An 18,081-nucleotide genomic window follows, 5' to 3' on the forward strand; every position below is an offset into this window, starting at 1 on the left:
CGGCGCGACCCTGGACCCGGCCGCGGCCCGGGCCGTCGCGGCCCCGTCCTGATGCCGGTCGTGGTGTCCCCCGGGCGGCGGGCGGCGGCCCGCCGGTCGGGCGTCAGGTGGCCGGGCGTCAGGTGGCCGGGCGGCGCAGGATGCTGACCGCGAACGGCGCGTCGTCGCGCCACGGCCGCAGGTCCCAGGTGGCGAAGCGGTGCTCCAGGCGCAGCCCGGCGGCTACCGCGTCGGCGTCGAACGCGGTCAGCGGGTAGCCGCGTTCCGTGCCGAAGCCCACCGCCAGCACGCCGTCGGGACGCAGGTGCCCGGTGAGTCGGCGCAGCACCTCCGGCTCGGTGCCGGCGGCGACGAAGGCGAGGACGTTGCCGGCGAGGACGGCCGCGTCGAACGGCTCCGCCTCGCCGAGCGCCGGCAGGTCCAGTTCGGCGAGGTCGGCGACCAGCCAGTGGGGGCCGGGGTAATCGGCGCGGGCGGCCTCCACCAGCGCGGGGTCGGCGTCGACCCCGACCACTGTGTGCCCGCGCTGGGCCAGGGCCGCGCCGACGCGGCCGGTGCCGCTGCCGGCGTCGAGGATCCGCGAGCCGGGCGCGACGAGCGTGTCGACAAGTCGGGCCTCGCCGGCCAGGTCCGCTCCCTCGGCGGCGAGCTTGCGGAACCTGTCGATGTACCACTGTGAGTGCTCTGGACCGGTGTCGGTCGCCCAGCGGGTCGGGTTGGCCATACGGCCACCGTAACCGGGCCGGTCGGGGCGCGACGGGCCGGTCCGGCAGGCGGCCCGATCGGTGGCAGCTCAGCGGCGACGGGGTCGGCGTGTCGGGTCGCTGGGCTGCCACCGATCAGGGAAACACCTCAGCCCTTCTCCGCGCCGCTGGTCAGGCCCTCGGTGAGCAGGCGTTCACTGGCGAAGAAGAGGATCACGATGGGCAGGGTGAGGACCACCGACCCGGCCATGAGCACCGTCTTGGGCACCTCCACGCCGTCGGAGAGCAGGGACAACCCCAGCGACACCGTCCACCGGTCCGGTTTGTCGACCAGGAACAGCAGGGCGAAGAGGAACTCGTTCCAGGCGATCATGAAGTCGTAGAGCGCGACCGCCATGATCGATGGCGCGGCGAGGGGCAGGCTGACCCGGCGGATGATGCCGAGCCGGCCGGCCCCGTCGATGGCCGCCGACTCCTCCAGGCTGACCGGGATGGTCTCGAAGTAGTTCTTCAACATGTAGACCGACACCGGCAGGGTCTGCGAGATGTAGACCAGCACCAGGCCGAACAGCGAGCCGCGCAGCCCGGCGAGGCTGAAGACCACGAACAGCGGGATCGCGATGACTATCGACGGGAACAGGTAGACGGCCAGGAACAGGAAGTCGACCTGCCGCCGGCCGAAGAACCGGAGCCGGGCCACCGCGTACGCGCCGGGGATCGCGACGAGCAGCGTGAGCACTGTCGCCGCGACCGCGACGAGGCCGCTGTTGCGGATGAAGGTGAGGAATCCCTGGCCGCCGTCGTCGGTGGCCTTGAGCACCTCGGCGTACGTGGCGACGGTCAGCTCGCCGAAGCCGACGACCAGCGAGCCCGGGTCGAGCAGCAGCCGCTCGATGGGGCGTACCGAGAGCACGAGCATGTAGTAGAAGGGAAAGACGGTGACGACCAGGAACGCGGCGATCACCAGGCGGCGCAGCCAGCGCAGGCTCACCGTCTCGACCATGTCCCGGTCCATCAGCTGACCCTCCGTCCGAAGAAGCGCAGATAGATCAGCACGAACACGATGAGCACCACGGCCAGCACGACCGCCTGCGCGGCCGCCGCGCCGATGTCGGTACGGGCGGTGAGGAACTCGTACACCCGGACGCTGACCACCTCGGTGCCGGCGGCCCCGCCGGTGAGCAGGTAGACGTCGTCGAACTTGTTGAACGTCATGATGAAGCGCAGCACCCCCAGCAGGGCGATCACCGGCAGCAGCTGCGGCAGCAGGATGTGCCGGAACCGTTGGGTGGGCGTGGCCCCGTCGACGCGGGCGGCCTCCTCCAGCTCACCGGGCACCGCCTGGAGCCGGGCCAGCAGGAACAGGAACGCGAACGGGAAGTAGCGCCACGCCTCGAACACGATGACCGTGGCCAGGGCTGTCGACTCCTGGGTGAGGAAGGGGACGGGCGCGTCCCAGCCCAGCAGGCGCTGACCCCAGTGGTTGACGATGCCGAGCTGCGGGTCGAGCATGACCTGCCAGACGAAGGTGACCGCGACCACCGGCGCCACGTACGGCAGCAGCATGGAGGCCCGCACCAGCGTGCGGCCCCGGAACGGGCGGCGCACCACCAGGGCGGCGACCAGACCGAGCGCGATCGACCCGACGGTGCCGCCGACGCTGTAGAGCAGCGTGACCCACAGCGTGTCGGCGAAGCCGGGGGTGTGCAGCACCCGGTCGATGTTGTCCATGGTGAACTCGCCGAAGAGCCCGGTCTTGCGCAGGGTGGCGAGCCGGACCCGCTGGAAGGCGAGCACGACGGTCCAGATGATCGGGATGCCGATGACCGCGATGGTGACGAGCAGGGTCGGCGCGACAAGCGCCAGCCCGGCACGGGACTCGCGGCGGCGCAGCGTCAGTGGTCGGCGGCGGGGCCGATCCGGCCGCTCCCTGGTGGGGGAGCGGCCGGTGTCGGGGGCGGTGGTGGTCAATTGACGCCCGCCTTGATCGCTTCGACGTCCTTCTTGGCCCGGCCGGCGGCGGCCGCCGCGTCGGTCTTGCCGGAGGTGAGGTCGCCCAGCACCTTGGGCACCGGCAGCTCGCCGAGCATGGCGCCGACCAGCTTGCCCTGCCCCTGGCTGAGCCCCCAGCGCCCGAAGGTGTCCGGGCTGCTGCGCAGGGTGGCCAGCACCTCGTCGCCGTACACGTCGGAGAGGGGCTTCTTGGCGTCCACGCCGGCCTGGCTGGTGTTCCAGGCGGTGAGGAACGCCTCCGGCTCGGCCGTGGTGCCCTTGCGCACCGGGAACCGGCCCTCGGGGGACATGCCGAACCAGCGGGGGTAGCCGTCGCCGAGCATGTACTCCACGAAGGACTTCGCCGGGTCGGTCACCGCGCCGTCGAGCACGGCCCACGAACTGATCTCGCCGTACTGCGCGGGCTCGGTGCCGTTGGGGCCCTTGATCGCGGTGACGAACCCGCTGTTCTTGGCCAGGAACGACGGGTCGGCCTGGCACTGCGGGCAGGTCGGCTTGGCGTCGTTACGCAGCCCGGCCAGCTCGTCGAGGATGAACGGCGACCAGATCACCATGGCGGCCTTGCCCGCGAAGTAGGTGGCCCGCGTGGTGTCCACGTCCTGCGCGCCCTTCACCGAGCTGGTGCGGATCAGGTCGCCGTAGAAGCGGAACGCCTCGACGCACTGCGGCGAATCGAGCGTCACCGCGCCGGAGTCGTCGGTGAGCTGGCAGCCGTTGGCCAGGGCCAGGTGCTCGAAGGTCTGCTGGGTGAACACGTCGCTGGGCGAGGTCGCCGCGGTGATGCCGGCGACGCCGCCGGTGTTCAGCTTCGCCGCGGCGGTGGTGATCCGTTCGTACGTGTCGGGGGCGGGCAGGCCGGCGGCGGCGAACAGGTCCTTGCGGTAGACGAGCAGTTGCCCCCACCCGTCGCTGGGCACGGAGAGCTGCTTGCCGTCGTCGGAGGTCAGCTCCAACGCCCGGGGGGAGAACGTCTGCCGGCCCAGCTTGTCGACGACCTCCGCGTTCGCCGAGGCGTGCAGCAACTCGTTGCCGGCGAGCGTACGGATGCCGGCCAGGGAGACCGAGCCGACCACGTCGGGCAGGTCGCCGGCGGCGGCGTTGGCGGCGATCAGGGACGGGAACTGGTCCTCGTTGACGGTCACGAGGTCGACCTGGATCCCGGTCTTCGCGGTGAAGTCCGCGATGATTGCCTTGGTGGCGGTGACGCGGTCGGCGACGTCTTCCAGACTCCAAACGGTGATCTTTTTGCTGTTGCTGTCGGATCCGTCATCTCCGCAGGCCAGCAGGGTGGATGCGGTCAGTGCCATGATCAGGGTGGTGGCGAGTATCCGCCTCGGAGGTGCTGACATCGGTGGCACTCCTCTCGAAGGGTACATACGGGATTCAACACCTTCGATAGATCAATGACAAGACATATAGCGATTTTTTGCTATCCTGGAGCCCAGTGCTACCGGGATGTGACACATGGGCAACTGGGTGGTCTCTCTCGCCGGGCCTCGACGGATCAGCCTCGAGCCCTGCCCGCCGGATCCGCTCGGCCCGGGCCAGGTCCGGGTCCGCACCTGCTACTCGGGCATCTCCGCCGGCACCGAGCTGACCCTCTACCGGGGCAGCAATCCCCGGCTCAGCAAGGACTGGGACGACGCCGCCCGCATGTTCGTCCCCCGCCAGACCCCCGTGCCGTACCCGCTGATCGGCTTCGGCTACGAGGAGGTCGGCGAGGTCGTCGAGGTGGCGCCCGAGGTCGTCGACAGGCACCCGGGGCAGCTCGTGTGGGGCATCTGGGGGCACCGGGCCGAGGCGGTGCTCGCCGCCGACGCGGTCCGGCCGCTCCCCGCCGACCTGGACCCGCTCGCGGCTGTCTTCGCCCGGCCGGGCGCGATCGCGTTGACCGCCGTGCTCGCCGGTGACCTGCACCTGGGCGACTGGGTCGGCATCTTCGGGCAGGGCGTCATCGGGCTGCTCGCCACCCGGCTCGCCGTGCTCTCCGGCGCCCGGGTGGTCGCCGTCGACCAGGTGCCCGGCCGGCTGGCGTACGCCAGCCGCTACGGCGCGCGGTCCACAGTGGACGTCGCGGCGCGGTCCGCCGCCGCCGTGCTCCGCGAGGCCACCGGCGGCCGGGGCGCGGACGTCTGCCTGGAGCTGTCCGGGGCGTACCCGGCGCTGCACGAGGCGATCCGCTCCACCGCACACGCCGGCCGGGTCGTGGCCGCCGGCTTCTACCAGGGCCAGGCCGACGCGCTCGGCCTCGGCGAGGAGTTCCACCACAACCGCATCCAGTTGGTGGCCGCCCAGGTCTCCGGGCCCACCCCCGCGCCGAGCATGGCCGGCCGGTGGACCGGAGACCGGGTCGCGCAGACCTTCATGGACCTGGTGGCTGAGCGCAGCGTCGACCCGTTGCCGCTGGTCAGCCACATCGTCGACGCCAGCGCGGTCGCCGACGCCCTCGCGCTGCTCGACCGCGGCGCCGGTGACGTCCTCCAAGTGGTGTTGAGGTTCTAGATGACCACCATCGCGCTTGCCTGCCAGGAACAACTCCTGCCGGGCACCAACCTGATCCAGAAGTACGCCCTCGCCACCGCCCTGGGCTACCAGGGCATCGAGCTACGCGCACGCGGTGACCTCGCGTTCGCCGCTCGACTGCCCGAGCTGCGCCGGGCCCGCGCCGCCGGGGTGGTGATGCCCACCGTCTGCGTCGAGATGGACCACTTCATCGGCGACTTCGACAGCGCCCGGTCCGCCGACGCCGTCCGCAACCTGCGCTCCCAACTCTCGGTCATCGCCGAGCTGGGCGGCGTCGGGGCGATGACCCCGGCCGCCTGGGGCATGTTCTCCCGACGGCTGCCGCCGTTCGAGCCGCCGCGCCCACCGGCCGGCGACCGCCAGGTGCTCCTCGACGCCCTCGGCGAGCTGGGCGAACACGCCCGCGCCGAGGGGGTCACGCTCTTCCTCGAACCCCTCAACCGGTACGAGGACCACATGGTCAACCGGCTCGACGAGGCGGTCGCCCTCTGCGCCGCGCTCGGACTGCCCTCGGTGCGGGTGGTCGCCGACACCTTCCACATGAACATCGAGGAGGACGACGTGCACCGGGCGCTGCGCGCCGCCGCGCCGTACCTCGGGCACGTGCAGGTCAGCGACTCCAACAGGTACCAGCCGGGCGCCGGGCACCTGGACTGGCCGGCCCTCGTGCGGACCCTGCTGGAGCTGGACTACCGGGGCTGGCTGGCTCTGGAGTGCCGGCTGCGCGGCGACCCGGTCCGGGCCCTGCAACAGGCCGCCGCGGTGCTGCGGCACGCACTGCCCCGGCGGGCCGCCGCATGAGCGCCGGTGCCGTCCCCACCCGTACCGGCGGGCCGGCCGGTCTGGTCGGGCTGCGGCGGCTCGCCGTCGCCACCCTCGACGCCAACTGGGAGCACGACCACACCGTCCCGTCGCGCACGCTCTACCCGCACCAGTGGAGCTGGGACTCCGCGTTCATCGCGGTCGGCCTGGCCCACGTGCGTCCCGAGCGGGCCTGGCAGGAGCTGACGAGCCTGTTCCGGGCGCAGTGGGTGGACGGGCGGGTGCCGCACATCGTGTTCAACCCGGCGCTGCGCGTCGGCGCGTACTTTCCCGGGCCGGAGCTGTGGCGCTCGTCCGACGTCGAGGGCTCGCCCACGGTGGACACCTCCGGCCTGGTCCAGCCGCCGGTGCACGCGCTCGCCGCGCTGCTGGCGTACCGGCGCTCGCCCGATCCGGCCGGGCTGGCCGCGCTGCGCCGGCTCTACCCGGCGCTGGTCGCCCAGCAGCGGTACCTGGCGACGCGGCGGGACGTCGCCGGCGACGGGCTGGTGTGCGTCGTACACCCGTGGGAGTCCGGTCTGGACAACAGCCCCGCCTGGGACGAGCCGATGGCCGCGGTCGACGCGGACGCGGCCGTCATGCGCGCGTACCGCAGGCACGACACCGCGCACGCCGACGCCGCGCACCGCCCCACGGACCTGGACTACGCGCGTTACCTGGCGATCGTCGCGGCCTACCGCGACCAGGGCTACGCCGACCGCGACCTGGCCGACGGCTATCCGTTCCTGGTGGAGTGCCCGCTGTTCAACGCGGCGTTCGGGGCCGCCGAGCACGCGCTGGCCGAGATCGCCGCGCTGACCGGCGCGGACCCGGCCCCGCACCGGGTCCGCGCGGACCGCGTCACCGAGGCGCTGGTACGCCGGCTGTACGACCCGGGCACCGGCACCTTCCAGCCCCGCGACCTGCGCACCGATCGGCTCGTCGGCGCGCGGACCGTGCTCGGGCTCACGCCGCTGATCCTGCCCGGCCTGCCCGCCCGGCAGGTCGACGCGCTGGTCGTCGAGGCCCGGTCACCGCGTTTCGGGGTGGCCCGGTGGATGGACCGGCCGCTGCCCACCTACGACCGCACCGCGCCCGACTTCGAACCGTTGCGCTACTGGCGCGGGCCGAGCTGGCTGAACATCGGCTGGCTGGTGCGGCGCGGCCTGCTGACCCACGGGCACCCGGAGCTGGCGGCCGGCCTGCGCCGCTCGATGATCGACCTGGTCGCCCGGGCCGGCTGCCACGAGTACTTCCACCCCGACACGGGCGCCGGGCTGGGCTCACCGGCGTTCGGCTGGACCGCCGCGCTGCTGTTCGACCTGCTGGCCGATTGACTGTCTCGCGGCCGGCGCCGGGTGGTAGCGTGCCCGCTCTCAGCGGGGCGGGAGGCGGCGTGCGCGAGATCGACAAGGTGGCCTGGATCCTCATCGAGGACGGCCGGGTGCTGAGCACCCGTTCGCAGGGCAAGGACGTGTGGTACCTGCCCGGGGGCAAGCGCGAGCCGGGGGAGAGCGACCTGGAGACCCTGTGCCGGGAGATCGACGAGGAGTTGAGCGTCGAGGTCGACGTGCGAAGCGCCGTGCACCTGGGCACGTTCAGCGCGCAGGCGCACGGGCACGCGACCGGGATCACCGTGCGGATGACCTGCTACCGGGCCGGCTACCGGGGGCGGCTGCGGCCGGCCAGTGAGATCGCCGAGATGGCCTGGCTCGGGTACGCCGACCGGCACCGCACCTCCCCGGTCGACCAGCTCATCTTCGATCACCTGCTGGCGGCGGACCTGCTGCGCTGACGGCTGCTCGGGCGCGCTGGTCGGCTGCGCTGGTTGCTGCGCTGTCGTGCCGTCGGCGTCGTTTGGCGTCGGCGGCCCGGGGTAAGCGCGCGGCGTGACCGACAGCGCGGGCGGCGACGGGTTTCCGCACTTCATCGACGCGGTGTCCCGCCGGTCCGGCCTGCCCACCGAGCAGGCCGCCGCGCTCGCCCGCGCGGTGCTCCAGACGATGGCCGAACGAGTCACGGGCGGCCCGCCGGACGATCTCACCGGACACCTTCCGGACGAGGTCGACGGCTACCTGGACGACGCGCCGCCGAGCCCACTGGCGGGTCTGCCGGGGGATCCGGCTGGCTCGTCCTCCGTCCTGGGGCCCGGCTCGTTCACCGGCCCGACCGGTGGCGTTGACGGACTCGACACCGGTGTGGGTCTCGACGTCGGTGGGGCTGACGTTGGTGGGCCTGTCGCGCCGCCGCCGGTGGACGCCGGCCCGGCGGAGTTCCTGCGCCGGGTGGGCCAGCGCGCCGGAGTGGACCCGGCCACGGCACGGGCCGGCACCGGAGCGGTCTTCGCGACCCTGCGGGAGGCGGTGACCGTACGGGAGTTCCGGGAGATGGTCGCGCGACTGCCCCGCGACGACGACGGCGGTACCGCGCCCGATCCGCCCATCGTGCCCGACCCGTCCACCCGCTGACCGTCGCCGGGAACCGCGCCGGTGCCTAGACGTCGGCGTCGGGCAGGTCCTCGGGCTCGGTGATCCACGCCGAGAAGACCGGCACTCCGTGCCACGGCCCGGTGGCGCCGTCGGCAGTGGTGTCGGTGGCGACGGCCACCACTGCGTACGGGTGGCCGAAGCGCAGCTCGGCGGTGCGGGCGACGCCCTCCGGCGGCAGGCTGACCGTCCCGAACATGCCGGTCACCGCCGCCGCCTCGAAGCCGTACCGGCCGTACCGCGCCATTGCCACCTGCCGCGCCTCGAAGCCCTGCACCGGTTGGGCGAGCGCCCCGGCCAGCGCCGCCGTGGCCGCCGGGAAGCCCAGCGACTCGGCGGTCAGGTCGTGCTCGCTGCGGGCCGACCAGCAGGGGAGCACCGCCCGGTGTCGTTCCTCGCGGCCGTCGCGGGCGCGGGTCCGGACCCGCTCCTCCCGCAGCGTCCACAACGCGGTGTCGCCGAGCGGCAGGTCGAACAGCGAGCGCCGCCCCGGCGGTTGCGCGCCGTCGGCCGCGCCGGCACTGAGGTCGTACGCGGCGGCGAGCACGTCGGTCGCCGGCACGTGCGGTGCGGCGGCCACCGAGAGCACCACCAGCCCCGCGCCGTCGGCGGCCTGGGCCCGGGCGGCGTGCACGATCACGTCACCGGCCCGATCGGTAGTGACGATGGCCCCCTGGTGCCCGTGGTCCGGGCTGCGCAGCGCTCGCCGTAGGTCCCGCGCCCAGGCGCTGGCCGGGCCGAGCGCACGCGCGTCGGTGACCTCGAACGGCTGCGCCCAGGAGATCCGGGTGGCCAGCGCGCTGGCCAGGGCGAAGACGACGTCCGGGTGGACCTTCAGGGGGAACGTCTCGATCAGGCCGTGGGTGTGCTCGCGTGCCCACGCGTCCAACCCGGCCTGGTCGGGCAGCGTGCCGACCTCGGTCGCCGCCGGCAGCGCCGCCCGCCACCCGGCCGGCTCGTCGGTGCGCCGGCCCGCTCGGAGCCAGAGCGCGGTGGCCGACGCGACAAGTGGATGCGGCGTGTCCAGCAGCGCGCGGGCCACGGTGGCCGCGCTGGCCAGGTCGGTGCCCAGCGCCGCCGCGAGCCCCTCGGCCCTCGAGCCGGAGTTGTCAGCCGAGCCGGAGTTGCCCGCCCTTTCGGAGTCGCCCGCCGGTTCGGAGCCGGCCGTCGCCGCCGCGCTGAGGGCGAGCAGCAGCCAGGCCCCGAGCGGAGAGGCGACGTGATGCCGGTCGCCGATCGTGGCGTGCAGCCGCCCGGCGTACGCGGAGAGCGGCGCGTGCAGGTCCGTCGTCATGTACCCACTCTGCCCGTCGCATCCGCGTCCGGCATCTTCGCCGGCCCTGCTCACGACCACAGCTCGAACGGTTCGTCGATCTGCTCGCCGGCGAGAAAGGGCGTGATCAGCCGGGGGAGCTGGCCGGGATAGAACCGTTCCCCGCTCGCCACCACCTCCGGCAGCGGCCACCACCGGAAGCCGAAGTAGTCCTCCCGCTCGTAGTCGAGCCGGTAGGCCTCGTCCACGTCCGGCCCGGGCCCGTTCAGCCGTACGGCGACGATCAGCTCGTCCTGGACGTGCCGCAGTTGGCGGTGCAGGAAACTCGCCCGTCGCCGCCAGGTCGGTGCGCCCAGCTGGTCGGCGGTGATGACGATGCCGGTCTCCTCGCGCAGCTCCCGCACGGCCGTGTCCCGGTACGTCTCACCGGGGTCCATGCCGCCGCCGGGCAGCTCCCACCACGTGCCCAGCCGGGGATGGTCCGGGTCGCGGGTGTGAAACAGCAGCACCCGGTCGGTGTCGTCGCGAACGACCACGCGCACCGCGCGCCGCTCAAGGATCGGCAGGTCGTCGGGCAGTTCGTCCATCGGGCCAGTCTGCCGCAGTGCGCCGACGCCGGCCGGCCGCGCCGGGGCCGGTAGGCTGCCCGCCGTGGCTGGTCTCTTGAGGAACGTGGCGCAACGCATCTCCCGGGTGGGCGCGGCAATCCCGTCGCCCCGGCGTACCGGGCCGGCTCCCGCGCGGGTGGCCCGCCCTCGCCAGGTGAGCGCGTTGCAGCGTCGCGAGCTGACCTACGCGCCCGAGCGGGACGGCCAGGCCGACCCTGGCGAGATCGTCTGGACCTGGGTGCCGTACGAGGACGACCCCCGCCAGGGCAAGGACCGCCCGGTGCTGGTGGTCGGACGGCACAGCCGGACGCTGTTCGGACTGATGCTGTCGAGCCAGAGCGAGCGGGACGGTCAGCGGCACTGGTTCGCGCTCGGCCCCGGCGAGTGGGACCGCGACAAGCGGCCGAGCTGGGTCCGGCTGGACCGCGTGCTCACCATGCGCGAGGACAGCATCCGCCGCGAGGGCGCCGTGCTGGACCGGCCCCGGTTCGACCGGGTCGGGCAGGCGCTGCGCGCCGGCTACGGCTGGCGCTGACCGAAACCCCGTTGGCGCACTGTCGCAGCGCGCCCTGTCGAGGTTCCTTCGGGCCCTGTCGAGCTGCCCCACCGGTGGGGCAGTGTGCGGGGTCTGGAGCGTGCCCAGCGGTGGGGGCGGTGTGCGGATCTGGAGCGTGCCCGTGTCCCACACGTAGGGCAGCTCGACAGGTGACGTGGAAACCGTACGGAACGGCTCGTTGAGCCCTGGGGCGCCCGGCCGACCACGGCGTCGATGCGGGCGGCGCTCGTCGGCGTTGTGAAGCGCGCGGCGGTCAGACGGGCTCGCGGCTCGGGCCCACCGCGGCGCCCTGCGCCTCCGGCGGCGGGTACGGCTGCTCGGCGAGCAGCCGGGCCAGGTGCGCGCTGTTGAGCGCGAGGGCCTTGGTGGTGCGGCCGGTGGTGTCCGGCTTGGGGCCGGCGTCGCGGTAGTCCACCTTGTGCAGTGCCTCGCCGACCCAGTAGGTAGCGCCGGCCGCCGCGATGGTGAAGCCGACCTCGCTGAGCGCGCACTGGACTTCGCCGATGCTGTGGTGCGCGCCGTCCTCGTTGCCGACGACCGCGACGCCGGCCACCTTGCCGTAGGTGAGCAGCCGTCCCTCGTCGTCGGTCTCGGACAGTTCGGCGTCCAGACGTTCGAGGACCATCTTGGTGACGCTGGCGGGCTGGCCCAGCCAGATCGGCGTGGCGATGACGAGAATCTGGGCCGCGAGCAGCTTGGCGCGGATCGCGGGCCAGCCGTCGCCGTGGCCCTCGTCCGTCGACACCCCGAAGCGCACGTCGTGGTCGACCACGCGCACGATCTCGCCGTCCACGCCCTGGCGGGCGAGTTCGGCCAGCACCTCGCGACCCAACTGGTCGGAGCTGGACGGGGTTGGCGACGGCTTGAGCGTGCAGTTGAGGACGAGGGCGCGAATGCTCACCACGACGGGTTCCTCTCGGCGACGGAACGGCCGGCTTCCCCATACCCGGTCTCCGGGGCGACTCACCAGGGATCTCCTGAACGGGTTGACAGAACGGCGTTGAGCTGTAAATTCAACTCATCGGTTAATCATCTAGGTGGTTGAAAGCGACATGACAGCAGATCCGGTCAGCGCCGTGTTCGCCGCCCTCGCCGATCCGACCCGCCGCGCCCTCCTGGCCCGGCTGGCGACCGGCGACGCGACGGTGAACGAACTGGCGGAGCCGTTCCCGATCAGCCTCCAGGCGATCTCCAAGCACCTCACCGTGCTGGAGCGCGCCGGGCTGATCGTGCGGACCCGCGAGGCGCAGTGGCGGCGGTGCCGGCTCGACCCGGCACCGCTGCGCACCCTCGCCGAGTGGGTCGACCAGTACCGCCGGCTCTGGGACGAGCGCCACGACGCCCTGGACGACTACCTACGCGACCTGAAGGAGACCAGCCGTGACCGAAACCCGTGACCTGACGATCGACATGTCCTCCGACCGGGACATCACGATGACCCGGTCCTTCGACGCTCCGCGCGACCTCGTCTTCGCCGCGCACACCCAGGCCGAACACCTCAGGCACTGGTGGGGCCGGGGCAACCCGCTGGACGTCGAGATCGACTTCCGCGAGGGCGGCCGCTACCGCTTCGTCGAGCACGCTCCCGACGGCAACGCGTACGCCTTCCGGGGCGAGTTCCGGGAGATCGTCGCGCCGGAGCGGATCGTGCAGACCTTCGAGTTCGAGGGCATGCCCGGCCAGGTGGCGGTGGAGACGCTGGTCTTCACCGAGCAGGACGGCCGCACGGTGCTCACCGGCACCACCCGCTTCGACACCCCCGAGCAGCGCGACGGCATGGCCGAGTCCGGAATGGCGCAGGGGGCTGCCGAGTCGTACGCAGCCCTGCAGCGCCACCTGTCCACAATGCGCTGACGGGTAGGCGCGAGGAGAAACAGAAATGGCAGGGAAGTCGCGCTCCCTGCCACCTCCAACTTATATCGCACCCGGGGTCTTGCGGCAAGACCCGGGTGATGCCGCAGAATCTCCACCCGAAGCCCAAACGTGGGAAAATCGGGGGATCTCGTGATCGATGTGATCATTGCCGGCGGCGGGCCGACCGGTCTGATGCTGGCCAGCGAGTTGCGACTGCACGGTGTGCGCGTGTTCGTGGTGGAGAAGGACACCGAGCCGACCCGCTACGTCCGTTCGCTGGGTCTGCACGCGCGCAGCATCGAGGTGATGGACCAGCGTGGGCTGCTGGAGCGCTTCCTCGCCCTGGGCACGCGGCATCCGCTCGGTGGCTACTTCGCCGCGATTCCCAAGCCGTCGCCGGGTGGTCTCGACAGTGCCCACGCGTACGTCCTCGGTATTCCGCAGACCACCACCGACCGGCTGCTGGCGGAGCACGCCGTCGAGGTCGGCGTCGAGGTCCGCCGCGGCAGCGAACTGGTCGGCCTGAGTCAGGACGACGACGGGGTGACGGCGGAGCTGGCCGACGGTACGCCGCTGCGCTCGCGCTACCTCGTCGGCTGCGACGGTGGCCGGAGCACGGTCCGTCGGCTGCTCGGTGTCGGCTTTCCCGGTGAACCCAGCCGGGTCGATTCGCTGCTCGGCGAGATGGAGGTGGGCGTACCGGCGCAGACGGTGGCCGAGGTGGTGGCCGAGGTCCGCAAGACCCACCTGCGGTTCGGCCTCGGGCCGCTCGGCGACGGCGTGTACCGGGTTCTCGTGCCTGCCGCCGAGGTGGCCGAGGACCGCTCCGTCCCGCCGACGATCGAGGAGTTCCAACAGCAACTGCGGGCGTACGCGGGCACCGACTTCGGCGTGCACTCTCCACGCTGGCTCTCCCGCTTCGGCGACGCAACCCGGTTGGCCGAGCGGTACCGGGTCGGCCGGGTGCTGCTGGCCGGAGACGCGGCGCACATCCACCCACCGACCGGCGGGCAGGGGCTCAACCTCGGCATCCAGGACGCGGTCAACCTCGGCTGGAAGCTGGCCGCCGAGATCAACGGCTGGGCGCCCGACGGGCTGCTGGACAGCTACCACGCCGAGCGGCACCCGGTGGCCGCCGACGTGCTCGTCAACACCCGCGCGCAGATGTTCCTGCTGTCCCCCGAGCCGGGGCCGCAGGCGGTCCGACACCTCCTGTCGGAGCTGCTGGACTTCGAGGACGTCAACCGGTACCTGATCGAGAAGGTCACCGGCCTGGGGGTGCGCTACGACCTCGGCGAGGGCCACGAGCTGGTCGGTCGGCACCTGCGGGACGTACCGCTGAAGCGGGGACGGCTCTACGAGCTGCTGCACGGCGGTCGCGGGTTGTTGCTCGATCAGACCGGCCGGCTCTCGGTCGCCGGGTGGGCCGACCGGGTCGACCACGTCGTCGACGTCAGCGCGGAACTGGACGTACCCGCGGTGCTGTTGCGGCCGGACGGCCACGTGGCCTGGGCCGGTGACGATCAGGCCGACCTGGTCGCTCAGCTGCCCCGGTGGTTCGGCGGACCCGCCGCCGCAGGCAGAGCCGCAGCCTGAGGCGGACCCGCCGCCTGAGGCCGTCCCGTCACCACTCCGCGAGGCGGGCGCTGTCGACGAGCTGGCGGGGCGCCCGCGGGCCGGAGAGGCTCTTCGCCTGGTACATGGCCGCGTCGGCGCGGCTGAGCGCGTCGGTGAGCTGGCCCGGACCGGTCACCGGGGCGAGCCCGACCGAGGCGGTGACGCGGACGCTGCACCCGTTGAGCCGGATGGGCGCGGCGACGGTCTCGCTGAGGCGGCGGGTGGCGTGCTCGATCCAGCGCCGGTCGACAGTCGGGCTGGCGAGCAGGCCCGCGAACTCGTCGCCGCCGAGGCGGGCGACGAGGTTGTCCCCGGCGAAACCGGCCAGCCGTTCGGCCACGCTGATCAGCACCTGGTCGCCGGCAGCGTGCCCGTACCGGTCGTTGATCTGCTTGAAGTCGTCGAGGTCGAGCACGATGGCGATCAGCGGCTGGCCGTCGGCGTTGGTGAGCAGCGCGGCCGCGAGGCGGTAGAAGGCGCGTCGGTTGGGCAGCCCGGTGAGCGGGTCGTGGCTGGCGGCGTGCCGTTCGGCGGCCAACTCGGCCTGGAGGTGCCCGATCTCGGCCTCGGCCCGCAGGGCCCGTCGGCGCATTTGCCAGGAGGAGAGCAGGGCTCCCGCCGCACAGATGCCGGAGGCGACGCTCATCGGATCCGGCACGAGACCTCCCATCGCCGCGACCGCCTCCAGCCGTCGGTCTGCGCGGCGCGGTGCCGCGTCGGGGCCAGTTTTCCCTGGTGGTTGCCCCAGTCGGGGTAACGCAAAGTGAACGGATAAGCACCGATCACGTGCGTTATCATGCTCGCCGTCCGGTGCAGATGCAATAGCAGATGCACGTGCATAACGATCCACTGTCGATACCGCACCCTCGCCGTCACCGCTCCTCCCACGGGCACCGGCGGGCTCGTGAGCAGAAAGACGCCTCTCATGCAACAGCCACCCAATGGCGTTCCGATTACTCAGTTGCCCCCGCTGAGCTGGCAGAAGAGCCGCCGCAGCAACCCCAGCGGCAACTGTGTCGAACTCGCTGAACTGCCCGGGGGAGCCGGCATCGCCGTCCGCAACTCGCGCCATCCGGAGGGCCCGGCACTGATCTACACAGTGGACGAGATCGCCGCGTTCGTGCTCGGCGCACGCGACGGCGACTTCGATCACCTGATCAACTGACCGGTCGCCGAAGGCCGTCCCGGGGACGGGACTGAATCGCCGGTACGGAGGAGTTCACCTCACTGTCGGTCCATGGCATGCTTACACGTCGGCCGGGCTGGGTGCCCGGCCGCGTGGTCGGTATCCGGAGGTCCGCACGTGACGATGGTTCCCGCCGAGGGCGGTCCGACAACCGGGCCAACCGTGCTGCGCATGCTGCTCGGCGCCCAACTGCGCCGCCTGCGGGAATCCAGCGGAGTGACCCGGGAGGGCGCCGGGTGGGAGATCCGCTCCTCTGAGTCGAAGATCAGTCGGATGGAGCTGGGTCGGGTCGGCTTCAAGGAGCGCGACGTGTCCGACCTGCTGACCCTCTACGGCGTCAGCGACGAGGGCGAGCGCGAGGCGCTGCTGAAGCTCGCCCGGGACGCCAACAGCCCCGGCTGGTGGCACCGCTACGGCGACGTGCTGCCCAGTTGGTTCCAGTCGTACCTGGGCCTGGAGGCGGCGGCTGCGCTGATCCGCAGCTACGAGGTGCAGTTCGTCCCCGGCCTGTTGCAGACCCGGGAGTACGCGCGAGCGGTGGTGCTGCTCGGGCACGGGGCGGCCGGCGTCGGCGAGATCGATCGCCGCGTGGAGTTGCGGATGCAGCGCCAGCAACTGCTCCACCGGGACAAGCCGCCGCAACTCTGGGCCGTGGTGGACGAGGCGGCGCTGCGCCGTCCGATCGGCGGCGCCGAGGTGATGCGTGAGCAGCTCGTCGCGCTCATCGAGGCCACCAAGTCGCCCACCATCCGCCTCCAGGTCATCCCGTTCGCCGCAGGTGGCCACGCGGCCGCCGGTGGCGCGTTCACCATCCTGCGCTTCGGCGACCAGGAGCTGCCGGACATCGTCTACATCGAACAGCTCACCAGCGCCATCTACCTCGACAAGCGCGACGACCTCGACTATTACGCAGTGGCCATGGAGCGGCTGTGCGTCGAGGCCGAGCCGCCGGAGCGTACGCCGGAGATCCTCGGTCGACTGCTGGAGGAGCTCTACCCGCAGTGAGCGCCCGCCCGGGGCGGCAGTCGCACCCGGGGTGGCCCTGCGGGCTCGCACGTTCTTATTGACCGTCGCCAACTCGTCGGGCTAGTCTCTGTATCGATTCAGTCTGAATCGATACAGAGAGGTGCCGGGTGAAGCCAACACTGCAAGCCGTCGCGGACGCCGTAGGTGTCTCCCGCAGCACCGTGTCCAACGCCTACAGCCGTCCCGACCAGCTCTCCACGGCGCTGCGCGAGCGGATCCTCGACGCCGCCCGTCAACTGGGCTACCCCGGGCCCAATCCCACCGCCCGCTCCCTGCGCCGCGGCTTCGTCGGCTCGATCGGGGTCCTGTTCACGTCGCAGCTGTCGTACGCCTTCACCGACCCCTTCGCGATCAGCTTCCTCACCGGGGTGAGCGGCGCCGCCGAGCGACACGGCACGAGCATGCTGCTGGTGCCGCTCCCACCCGCGCAGACCGACGCCCGCCGCGCGGTGGAGAACGCCGCAGTCGACGGCTTCTGCGTCTACTGCGTCGCCGACGAGGAGTGGGCGTTGGACGTGATCCGGGCGCGTGGACTGCCGTACGTCAGCACGGCCCCCCGCGACGACGCCGGCGCGGACGAGCGGTACGTCGGCATCGACGAGCGGGCCGCGGCGCGCAGCGTCGCCGCGCACGTGGCCGGCCTCGGTCACCGCCGGGTGGCCCTGCTCGCCGACGCCGTGCTGCCCGACGCGCCCGCCGGCCCCGTCACCCTGTCCGGGGCGCACGAGGCGTGGCACCCGACCACCCGCGGCCGGCTCGCCGGCTTCGCCGACGCGTTCGCCGAGGTCGGCGTCGACTGGGCGGAGCTGACGCTTGTCAACGCCCTCGGCAACAGCCGCCAGGCCGCGGCCGCCGCCGTCGCCGGCCTGTTCGACGGGCCCGTGCCACCGACCGCCGTGCTGGCCGGCTCCGACATCCTCGCCCTCGGTGTGCTCGACGCGCTGGCCCAGCGGCCGGGCGGCACCAACCCGCCGGTCTCGGTGACCGGCTTCGACGACATTCCGGAGGCCGCGTCGGCCGGCCTCACCACCGTCCGGCAGCCGGCCGAGGAGAAGGGCCGGATCGCCGCCGAACTACTGCTCGACCCACCCGCGGACGCCGCAGCCGGTCATGTGCTGCTGCCCACCGCACTCGTCGTCCGGGCCTCCACCGGACCTGTCCCGAGGAGTTGACCATGGAATTCCCGACCGGCTACGTCACCGCTCTCGACGCGATGAACCGACACGTCAACTCGGCCCGACCGGACGCTCCGGTCCAGGCCGACCGGCAGCGCCGGCCGCTGCTCGCCCCGACCCGACAGGTGACCGCCGTCGCCCTGCGCCGGCTCGCCGACCGGATCCAGCCCCGACCGATGCCCACGGTGACCCGCTGCTCCTGACCCATTTCGGCACAGGCGGGACGAACGGTGCCGGGTCGGGCACGCAGAGTGGTCGA

At 72.5% G+C, this 18,081-nt stretch carries 21 protein-coding genes; 13 read left to right on the top strand and 8 right to left on the bottom strand.

Annotated features, from left to right (window positions below; genetic code table 11):
• Positions 1-118: 118 nt before the first annotated feature.
• The 4 genes from B0E54_RS23735 to B0E54_RS23750 all read right to left on the bottom strand — a co-directional run bounded on the left by B0E54_RS23735 (position 119) and on the right by B0E54_RS23750 (position 4,066).
• Complete coding sequence (locus tag B0E54_RS23735) at positions 119-724, bottom strand: bifunctional 2-polyprenyl-6-hydroxyphenol methylase/3-demethylubiquinol 3-O-methyltransferase UbiG (protein ID WP_234588157.1); 606 nt, start codon at positions 722-724, stop codon at positions 119-121.
• 128 nt (positions 725-852) lie between these two features.
• Complete coding sequence (locus tag B0E54_RS23740) at positions 853-1,719, bottom strand: carbohydrate ABC transporter permease (RefSeq protein WP_234588159.1); 867 nt, start codon at positions 1,717-1,719, stop codon at positions 853-855.
• Complete coding sequence (locus B0E54_RS23745; protein WP_234588160.1) at positions 1,719-2,675, bottom strand: carbohydrate ABC transporter permease; 957 nt, start codon at positions 2,673-2,675, stop codon at positions 1,719-1,721. The genes B0E54_RS23740 and B0E54_RS23745 overlap by 1 nt, the downstream gene beginning before the upstream one ends.
• On the bottom strand, positions 2,672-4,066 hold the full coding sequence (locus B0E54_RS23750) for an ABC transporter substrate-binding protein (RefSeq protein WP_234588161.1): 1,395 nt from the start codon (positions 4,064-4,066) through the stop codon (positions 2,672-2,674). The genes B0E54_RS23745 and B0E54_RS23750 overlap by 4 nt, the downstream gene beginning before the upstream one ends.
• A 115-nt stretch (positions 4,067-4,181) precedes the next feature.
• Between B0E54_RS23750 and B0E54_RS23755 the strand changes: the two genes are divergently transcribed.
• The 5 genes from B0E54_RS23755 (at position 4,182) to B0E54_RS23775 (ending at position 8,509) form a co-directional block, all read left to right on the top strand.
• Positions 4,182-5,219: a zinc-binding alcohol dehydrogenase gene (locus tag B0E54_RS23755; RefSeq protein ID WP_234588162.1), complete on the top strand. Its 1,038-nt coding sequence runs from the start codon at positions 4,182-4,184 to the stop codon at positions 5,217-5,219.
• Positions 5,220-6,041: a sugar phosphate isomerase/epimerase family protein gene (locus tag B0E54_RS23760; RefSeq protein ID WP_234588163.1), complete on the top strand. Its 822-nt coding sequence runs from the start codon at positions 5,220-5,222 to the stop codon at positions 6,039-6,041. It abuts the gene before it with no gap.
• Positions 6,038-7,378: an amylo-alpha-1,6-glucosidase gene (locus B0E54_RS23765; RefSeq protein WP_234588164.1), complete on the top strand. Its 1,341-nt coding sequence runs from the start codon at positions 6,038-6,040 to the stop codon at positions 7,376-7,378. Before B0E54_RS23760 ends, B0E54_RS23765 begins: the two co-directional genes overlap by 4 nt.
• A gap of 59 nt (positions 7,379-7,437) precedes the next feature.
• Positions 7,438-7,836, top strand: coding sequence for an NUDIX domain-containing protein (locus tag B0E54_RS23770; protein ID WP_234588165.1), 399 nt, complete (start codon positions 7,438-7,440; stop codon positions 7,834-7,836).
• Between the two features lie 94 nt (positions 7,837-7,930).
• Positions 7,931-8,509 carry a DUF2267 domain-containing protein gene (locus B0E54_RS23775; RefSeq protein WP_234588166.1) on the top strand — a complete coding sequence of 193 codons (579 nt, stop codon included), beginning with the start codon at positions 7,931-7,933 and terminating at the stop codon, positions 8,507-8,509.
• Positions 8,510-8,534: 25 nt separating this feature from the next.
• Here the strand turns inward: B0E54_RS23775 and B0E54_RS23780 are convergent, their stop codons facing one another.
• A complete protein-coding gene (locus B0E54_RS23780; RefSeq protein WP_234588167.1) occupies positions 8,535-9,821 on the bottom strand; it encodes a hypothetical protein in 1,287 nt (428 codons plus the stop codon).
• Between the two features lie 50 nt (positions 9,822-9,871).
• Entirely contained in the window at positions 9,872-10,387 is a 516-nt protein-coding gene (locus B0E54_RS23785) for an NUDIX hydrolase (protein ID WP_234588169.1), read from the bottom strand.
• Between the two features lie 64 nt (positions 10,388-10,451).
• Here B0E54_RS23785 and B0E54_RS23790 point away from each other — a divergent pair, with 64 nt between their 5' ends.
• Positions 10,452-10,943 carry a type II toxin-antitoxin system PemK/MazF family toxin gene (locus B0E54_RS23790; protein ID WP_234588172.1) on the top strand — a complete coding sequence of 164 codons (492 nt, stop codon included), beginning with the start codon at positions 10,452-10,454 and terminating at the stop codon, positions 10,941-10,943.
• A 274-nt stretch (positions 10,944-11,217) separates the two neighbouring features.
• Here the strand turns inward: B0E54_RS23790 and B0E54_RS23795 are convergent, their stop codons facing one another.
• On the bottom strand, positions 11,218-11,868 hold the full coding sequence (locus tag B0E54_RS23795) for an NAD(P)H-dependent oxidoreductase (RefSeq protein WP_234588174.1): 651 nt from the start codon (positions 11,866-11,868) through the stop codon (positions 11,218-11,220).
• A 148-nt stretch (positions 11,869-12,016) separates the two neighbouring features.
• On the opposite strand from B0E54_RS23795, the gene B0E54_RS23800 reads away from it, so the two are divergent.
• The 3 genes from B0E54_RS23800 (at position 12,017) to rox (ending at position 14,414) form a co-directional block, all read left to right on the top strand.
• Positions 12,017-12,361 carry a helix-turn-helix transcriptional regulator gene (locus B0E54_RS23800; RefSeq protein WP_234588175.1) on the top strand — a complete coding sequence of 115 codons (345 nt, stop codon included), beginning with the start codon at positions 12,017-12,019 and terminating at the stop codon, positions 12,359-12,361.
• Complete coding sequence (locus B0E54_RS23805; protein WP_234588176.1) at positions 12,345-12,818, top strand: SRPBCC family protein; 474 nt, start codon at positions 12,345-12,347, stop codon at positions 12,816-12,818. The genes B0E54_RS23800 and B0E54_RS23805 overlap by 17 nt, the downstream gene beginning before the upstream one ends.
• A 150-nt stretch (positions 12,819-12,968) precedes the next feature.
• A complete protein-coding gene (gene rox, locus B0E54_RS23810) occupies positions 12,969-14,414 on the top strand; it encodes a rifampin monooxygenase (RefSeq protein WP_234588177.1) in 1,446 nt (481 codons plus the stop codon).
• Between the two features lie 28 nt (positions 14,415-14,442).
• Here rox and B0E54_RS23815 read toward each other — a convergent pair whose 3' ends face one another.
• Positions 14,443-15,093 carry a GGDEF domain-containing protein gene (locus B0E54_RS23815; protein ID WP_234588178.1) on the bottom strand — a complete coding sequence of 217 codons (651 nt, stop codon included), beginning with the start codon at positions 15,091-15,093 and terminating at the stop codon, positions 14,443-14,445.
• A 267-nt stretch (positions 15,094-15,360) separates the two neighbouring features.
• On the opposite strand from B0E54_RS23815, the gene B0E54_RS23820 reads away from it, so the two are divergent.
• The 4 genes from B0E54_RS23820 (at position 15,361) to B0E54_RS23835 (ending at position 18,025) form a co-directional block, all read left to right on the top strand.
• A complete protein-coding gene (locus tag B0E54_RS23820) occupies positions 15,361-15,600 on the top strand; it encodes a DUF397 domain-containing protein (RefSeq protein WP_234588179.1) in 240 nt (79 codons plus the stop codon).
• A 138-nt stretch (positions 15,601-15,738) separates the two neighbouring features.
• Positions 15,739-16,626: a helix-turn-helix transcriptional regulator gene (locus B0E54_RS23825; protein ID WP_234588180.1), complete on the top strand. Its 888-nt coding sequence runs from the start codon at positions 15,739-15,741 to the stop codon at positions 16,624-16,626.
• A gap of 128 nt (positions 16,627-16,754) precedes the next feature.
• A complete protein-coding gene (locus B0E54_RS23830) occupies positions 16,755-17,819 on the top strand; it encodes a LacI family DNA-binding transcriptional regulator (RefSeq protein ID WP_234588182.1) in 1,065 nt (354 codons plus the stop codon).
• A gap of 2 nt (positions 17,820-17,821) precedes the next feature.
• Positions 17,822-18,025: a hypothetical protein gene (locus B0E54_RS23835; RefSeq protein ID WP_234588184.1), complete on the top strand. Its 204-nt coding sequence runs from the start codon at positions 17,822-17,824 to the stop codon at positions 18,023-18,025.
• Positions 18,026-18,081 lie beyond the last annotated feature (56 nt).

Origin of the sequence: Micromonospora sp. MH99 (assembly GCF_021442385.1) — a bacterium.
Taxonomy (GTDB): Bacteria; Actinomycetota; Actinomycetes; order Mycobacteriales; family Micromonosporaceae; genus Micromonospora.

Excerpts from the sequence above, each read along its gene's own strand:
- B0E54_RS23735 (WP_234588157.1), bottom strand. The coding sequence starts at position 724 with ATGGCCAACCCGACCCGCTGGGCGACCGACACCGGTCCAGAGCACTCA.
- B0E54_RS23740 (WP_234588159.1), bottom strand. The coding sequence starts at position 1,719 with ATGGACCGGGACATGGTCGAGACGGTGAGCCTGCGCTGGCTGCGCCGC.
- B0E54_RS23750 (WP_234588161.1), bottom strand. The coding sequence starts at position 4,066 with ATGTCAGCACCTCCGAGGCGGATACTCGCCACCACCCTGATCATGGCA.
- B0E54_RS23755 (WP_234588162.1), top strand. The coding sequence starts at position 4,182 with ATGGGCAACTGGGTGGTCTCTCTCGCCGGGCCTCGACGGATCAGCCTC.
- B0E54_RS23760 (WP_234588163.1), top strand. The coding sequence starts at position 5,220 with ATGACCACCATCGCGCTTGCCTGCCAGGAACAACTCCTGCCGGGCACC.
- B0E54_RS23765 (WP_234588164.1), top strand. The coding sequence starts at position 6,038 with ATGAGCGCCGGTGCCGTCCCCACCCGTACCGGCGGGCCGGCCGGTCTG.
- B0E54_RS23780 (WP_234588167.1), bottom strand. The coding sequence starts at position 9,821 with ATGACGACGGACCTGCACGCGCCGCTCTCCGCGTACGCCGGGCGGCTG.
- B0E54_RS23785 (WP_234588169.1), bottom strand. The coding sequence starts at position 10,387 with ATGGACGAACTGCCCGACGACCTGCCGATCCTTGAGCGGCGCGCGGTG.
- B0E54_RS23800 (WP_234588175.1), top strand. The coding sequence starts at position 12,017 with ATGACAGCAGATCCGGTCAGCGCCGTGTTCGCCGCCCTCGCCGATCCG.
- B0E54_RS23820 (WP_234588179.1), top strand. The coding sequence starts at position 15,361 with ATGCAACAGCCACCCAATGGCGTTCCGATTACTCAGTTGCCCCCGCTG.
- B0E54_RS23835 (WP_234588184.1), top strand. The coding sequence starts at position 17,822 with ATGGAATTCCCGACCGGCTACGTCACCGCTCTCGACGCGATGAACCGA.